The organism is Bacteroidia bacterium (assembly GCA_019695265.1).
GTDB lineage: Bacteria > Bacteroidota > Bacteroidia > JAIBAJ01 > JAIBAJ01 > JAIBAJ01.
The window spans coordinates 1-7,045 of record JAIBAJ010000139.1; the positions used below are offsets into that span (position 1 = coordinate 1).

2 protein-coding genes are annotated in these 7,045 nt (G+C 34.8%); both read right to left on the reverse strand.

The window, feature by feature from the left end; all coding sequences use genetic code 11:
- The coding region (locus K1X82_14105; GenBank protein ID MBX7183240.1) for an FG-GAP-like repeat-containing protein at window positions 1–5,970 on the reverse strand (5,970 nt) is incomplete at its 3' end.
- An 8-nt stretch (window positions 5,971–5,978) separates the two neighbouring features.
- The coding region (locus K1X82_14110) for a hypothetical protein (GenBank protein MBX7183241.1) at window positions 5,979–7,045 on the reverse strand (1,067 nt) is incomplete at its 5' end.

Consider the following 7,045-nt stretch of genomic DNA (forward strand, 5'->3'; position numbering starts at 1 on the left):
AAACTGATTTCGATGGTACGCAACTTTTGACCCCCACCATATATTATTACCTCTATTATAGGCCTCAACTCCTCCCCCAATCCCACCACTTACTCCCCCCATAATTCCTCCCCACAAAGCACCATTTCCAAAACCATCAATAAAATTGCCACCATTTAAAGAAGATGACAAGCCGCCAGTTATTCCACCAGTTATTGAACCTGTAATTCCACCGTAAACCATACCAGGAAGTACACCTGACACTCCTATTGCAGCGCCCGCAGCACCAAAACCTCCGCCCAAGGCACCCCCAATTCCTCCTACTAAAGCTCCCTTCCACGCTCCTTCCCAAAAATTGCCGTAATTATTATAAGCCTGAATTCCGCCAACCGTTGCACCTATTGTAGCTCCTACAGTGGCAGCAATAATTATAGGAACAAACCAAACATCCCCACTTGGGTCAATTCTGTTCAAGGGATTATTCATACAATAGCTATATCTATTATACCCTTGAGTGCTCGTTGCATCCTGAACATAATTATCAACGGCCAAAAATCTTCCCAATATTGGATCGTAAAGCCTTGAATTCATATTGATTAAAGAAAATTCTGTAAGACTTTCATGACCAGTAAATCCTCGGTTAAACCATAATAAGCCTCCTTCTGATTCTAATATATTGGGATTTGATTCATAGGCCCAAGTCTCAGCATTCCTACGCCTACCCCAAGCATCAAAATTTTGTTCATAAACAACTTGACCTTCTTCTTTAGTTAGTGTAATTATGGAACCAAGGTGGTCTTTGTATACATAAAAATAGCTTTCATCTGGTTCCCCAGATATTGGTTTATGTTTAACATTTATTGCTGCCAAACCGTCCCCGCCAGGGATGTAGTTTATTTCATATACATCATTTCCTAATTCTAATTTCTCATAATTTAGAGAGTAAAAGCGACGATTTATAAGAATACTATCAGCATTTTCAGGCTTTTGTTTTAATTCACTAACCAACCTATTATCATCTACACCATAAAAAATTCGGGAGCAATAACTGTTTTCTGCTATTCGTATTGGTCGATCGTTTTTGTAACTTATATTTTGTTGCAAAGTGCTGACAAGTGGAGGTGATCCCTGTCCAAAATGATTGTTGTCTACTGCAGTTACTGCATTGGGCCTTTCACTTTCGTAATAAAAGTTTCCTAAGCCAAATTTAGACGATATATTACCGTTATTTGAATAGGAAATTGCGTCCTCATAAGGACCATTAACTGGGTCTGAAATAATTGTTCCAGGGTTTAGGTTTGAAGGTGTTGATTGAGTTAAACGATTTAAAATGTCATAATTAAAATTTTCACTATGGTTTTTCAAGTTATCAGTTCTGATCTCAAGATTTCCTGACTGAATATTGAATTCTGTTTCCAAATCCTGAATCCCTTGTGTAAAGGTTCGACGTAAATAACCGTATTGGTCATAAGTATTTTCAGTAATCTTTCCATTACCTAGGGTATAGTTGGTTAGCTGGCCTTTACCGTTTGCTGTGTTAGCAGAAAACAAAGAATGGTTGACTGCATCTTTTATGCCAACAAGATAGCCATTTTGGTCAAAAATATTTTTAATTACAAAACCAGATGGATATGTAGTCGAAGTTAATTGTTCGTATTGGTTGTAAGTGTATGAAGTAGTAAATATTTCGGAATAACTACCATGCTTTTCTTTAAACTGGATGCTATTGCCAAAGATGTCATAAGAAATCTCTTGGTAGCTGCCATCAAATGCAGTGGCTTTTTTTAATTGGTTTATCCCATTGCCTGTTTCATAAAATTCATAATGGGTTTCTTCACTTCCTACGGTTTTGGTTATACACCGACTCATGACATCATAATCAAATGTGATTAAATCAGAATTTCCTGAAATAGGACCATCTTGGCTTTGTAATTGACCATAAGCATTATAAACATAAGATGTAGTGCCACCGTTTAAGTCGATTAAACTTGTTTGTGTTCCAAAATCTGGGTCATAAGTCATTGTAATTAAACTATTACCTCCTGTTTTGGTTTGTAAAGGTGCTCCGAGTGCGTTGTATGTAAATTCAAGGGTGCCTCCACCATCTGTTGATGAAACAATCTTACCTGAAGCATCTATAGATTTAGAAGAACTTTGTCCAGCTGGATCTACTACCGTAATTGTATTTATGCCATTTGTTGCACTATAGTCATATATTGTGGAGCCAGCACTGTTACTTAACGAGGAAACTCGGTTGTAGTTGTCATAATTATAGGTAGTTACTACTGGTGTTTCTAATTCCTTATATGGTTGGGTTTGGGTTTTAAGGTTTCCTTTCTCATCATATGTCTGTGCAATAAGTATATCCTGTCCATTGTACCCTGGGACAATTGAAAATAAATTACGGCTTAAGGCATCGAAATAAATTGTTGACGATGGTGAACCAGGTTTGGCAGTTATAGTTGAGAATACTACGTTACCAAATCCCGAATTTAGAGCCCAGCTGGTGGTTGAGTTGGTTTCAACACCGTGCTCATCGATGCTCTTTATTAGCTTTCCCCAACCGTCATAATAAAAATATGTTGTCAATCCGTTAATTCCTTTAACAGAAAGTGGCTTTCCCCAGCGGCTGTCATAAGTGTATTCTTCATATTGGTTCAATGGATTATATTTTTTTATTGCAAAACGACCTTTGGTATCAAAGTCTACTTTAACAGTTTTGTTGGGCAGTCCTATGCTTGAAACATTTGATCGTTTGCAGTTTCCGAAAGCATCATATTGATCATATGTGGTTGTTACACTCTTTGGTAATCCAAAGAAGGAAGTTTCCTCTGTGGGCAAACCCTTGTTATTATATGAAAATTTTGTAAGCTTACTAAAATTGGAATTACCACGTTGGTTATAAGTTCTAATTGAGGTGGGAACAGTTTTACCACTATGTATTTCATAGGCCTCATATTCAACATATGATGTTTCCACCCCTGGTTTGATTTTTGTAATTTTTTTAATATTTCTGTCTGAAAAATAATCATATTGTATTGTTTGATTCAGAAATGAATTTAAATAATCGTTAGAAGTGGTTAATGTGCATCTTGCAAAGTACCTTAAGGTCCCTTCAATACTGCTAACAATATTCGTGTTTTCTGTTTCTGAAATAATTGAATTGTCTGATATTAACCTAAGACTATTTTTCTTTTGCAGAGAAACATAATTTGTTTCATTAATTTCATACTCTGTGATTTCCTTCATGCCACTTGGGTAATTTCTTGCAGCTATCGAGTTGAAACCCAAAAAACCTTTCCCATTTTTATGTAAGACAGAACCTGAATATTCATAAAAAGCATAGTTATTCCCATTTCCAACGCAATTTGGTGACCATTGTGAAACAACAATTGGAATAGGATACTTAAATTCAATTAATGGATAGGATTGTAAATTGCCTTGAGTATATGAATTGGATTGGGTTAAAAAATTATAATCGAAATTTAAAGGAATATTAAACCCATTCTTTGCAGAATGCAAAAGACGTCCTTTTGAATTTTTATTAAAATAAAAAATATTGGAAGGTTCCTCATAAAAAGAACGATGAATTTCGTCAGTATTACCATCACTGTTAAAATCACCTAACAAAACTGCATCATTTTGTGATATTGGGTGAGTTGGCTCAGAATGCTTACGTTCAAAACTATTGTAAGATATTGAATAATAAACATCCAAATATCCATGACCTGTATTTGAAATATCATAATTGTATAATATATCTGTTTTTCCATCTCCATTGTAATCAGCAACCATAGGCTTATAGTCAGAATCAGGAAAGTAATTATCAAATGTAAAATCATGTTCTTCAAACCCTGTTGTACCCTTGCAATAGGCAATATGCCAAGTATTAGTACCTGCAAGACCATTAGTTAAGAAATCAGTCGTTCCATCCCCATTAAAATCGCCAGGATAAATTGTATGCCACTTGGTAGGATAACCAGAGTCATAAAGAATTGATGCATTAATTAAACCATTTGTGCTTTTCTCAAAAGAAAATATTTTTGTATTTGACTCCTTAGTAACCATCAATTCTTGTTTTCCATCACCGTCAAAATCAATGACAAAAACATAATCCGCCTTTGTAATATCATTTGGAATAAAATCTGTGCCCGAAATAGTGTATTGAGTTGTTCCTATTCGTGGGAAACAAATTTTTCCCTTTACTATATGTTCGGTATATTCTTGGTTGCAATGCCATGGAAAACAGCAAAGATCCATATCACTTTGATATATGCCTAAAAATGTTAAAATATCGGTTGCACCATCCCCATCAAAATCACCTGTAACCAGAAAATTACTACCTGCAACATAGTTCTCGCTCCAATCCTCTGCAATTTCTAAAGGAGAAGAAAAATTACTTCCTGTAGAATTATATATTTTTGCATTAAGATGTTGAAATTTATTTTCACATTCAAAATTAAAGTTGGTAACCAAAAGGTCGGATTTCCCATCTCCATTGAAGTCTCCAAAATGCGTATTATGATAATATGGGATTATACCTCTTTCAATTGTATATTTACCATTATTTAGAATTGCAGTTTGATCGTCACTAATAGCAAATCCAGGATTATTTTGGTCAAAACTTCCATGATTATTGATAAACACTTTTATATCAGTAAAATATTTGTATCCATGTTGTTCAGGTGGAGCATAGTTTTTTGTTGCAGCCAAGATATCTGAAAATCCATCACCATTGAAATCACCAGTAAACATCTCAATTGATAAATTTTGAACCACTGAAGTTTGCGATTCTTGGAAAATTGGCTGTTCGTCTCCGTATTTAAAGATTGTGCTATTTATTTCTGACTCGTCGCTCCCAAATTCCTTTACCTCTTTAAGTAAACTATACATGTTAAGTCCATAATTAAATGTATAAGATTTGAAATTTTGCCCATCCGCGATTATCTGAATTTTTCTTAAAAGAAGACTACTTTCAATTGGAATTCCAGCAGAATAAACAATATTTTTATCCGACCTTGATTCATAATAGAACTCTATTGTATTATATGGATTCAAGCTCACTTCCTCATTGCCAGTGTATAAGATTTTGTCGATTACAATCTCTTGCCCTACTTTTCGATATTTAAAAGAAACATAATTTCCATAATTGTCCGTAATTTTATCGACAAGCCAAAATAATATTTCGTTTGTGCCTTCCTTTTTGAACTTGGAATCTAAGTTAAAGCCATATTGAATTGTAGTTCCGTTATTACTTTCAACAATAAAATAATTAATATCTTCTCCTGAAATATTAGCTGTAATTTTTGAAAAGCTTTCAGATTCAGTATAATAATAATTGCCTGATTTTATAAGCATCTGACCATCTAATGCAAAATTGTCAGTACCGTCAAATTTTACAGGCTCAACTTTGCCATTATGATATATAGTTTTTGGTACCCTACTAATAGCAGAAAGTCCACTTAAATTCCATCCCCAGCCTAATATTCCATTTCCTGATTGACTGTTATACCCTAAAGACAATGTTGGAATCATTCCAGCTGTTCCAGGTGGCACCTGAATAGGAATTGTATATGAGGCAGCCCCAGTTGGTGTTACATTATATGTTGCAGGAATATAACCAACAGCTTTTGATGTATTTATTTCTCTATCCTCAAATTCTTGATCATCCAATAATCCTCCACTATAATCAGCAGGTAAAATTTGACTTGGATCAATGTAAGCATGAAATATTCCATTTCCCGTAAATTCTCCAGCATGGAATCCATCTTTTAAATGAACAATATCCCTTGCTTTATATTGAACATTTGCAGTATTGGTAATATTTATCTGACCATTCGAACCTTGACCTGGTGCGGTAATAACAGAACCAACTACAGGGGCCTGAACTCCACTACTAAATGATTGTGTAACTTCTACAACTTGGCCAAATGAATTGTATCCAAGAAAAAAAAGAAGCACCAAAAAGTAAAATTGGATTTTGACTTTCATTTTGAATACTATTTTTTGCCTTTTAATTCCAATTCCACCTTTTTCAGTCTTTCCTTCATTTCAACATTGGCTTTGTCCAATTCTAAAAGGTATAAAGTTAATTCTTCCAATTTCTTTAGTAACATTTTGTTCATTTCTCCAAGAGAAATGCCATTCTCATCAACTTCTGTTGCACTTGGAATTCCTGGAAGGTGCTTGTATTCCTCAATGTATTTTGAAACTTCAAACAAAGTAGGCAATTGATACCCCTTTTCAAAAACATAATCAGCCCATCCATCAACTTTTACAAAAATCTCCTTTGCAACTGCCGTACCTGAAATATAAAGTTGTGCATTCCCCCATTCTCCATTGGTAATTTCCTGATTTCCTAATACAATTCTTGGTGAATTTATTTTTACCTTATTTATATCAGTAATTAATAATCCTTCTCCAAAAGTAGATTTTATGGTATGATTGTTATCTCCTAAAGTAATTTGAGAATAATTTCCATTTCCCCAGTTTGATGGCTGAATATTAAAAACTGGATTATTACCAAATATATGAAGTTGATTGTTAGGATCTGAAGTCCCGATTCCAATGTTTCCTGAATTGTTGTCAACATGCAACCTACTTCCTGTGATTTCAATTTCTCCATCCAATTTAAAATTACCCAAAACATGCAATTTTGCCTGTGGTAAAGTGGTAATTCCAATTCCAACATTTCCAATAGCTGGACATTTAATTATATCATTGGTATAAGTTGCAAATTGATTGTAAACATTACCCCATCCGAAGGTTGGAGAACAACCTGAACCTGGCTTAAAGCTAGGTCCACTTTTTAGGATGCCATCATTCCCAATTGAAACTAATTTAAATTCTTGGTTTGGATCAGTAGCCTCTTGCAAGTTGGGTATATTAACATTGCTTTTTAGGATTGCAGGCCCATTCACCTCCACACCCCCACTAGCCTTCAACTTCAACTGCGGCTGCGGGTTATTTGCTCCATTGCTTTTCAGCACCACATCCACACTGTCCCTAGTTCCAATATAAGCTGTTGTGTCAAGACCTATATTTCCATTCAAGGACCAACCCTGGG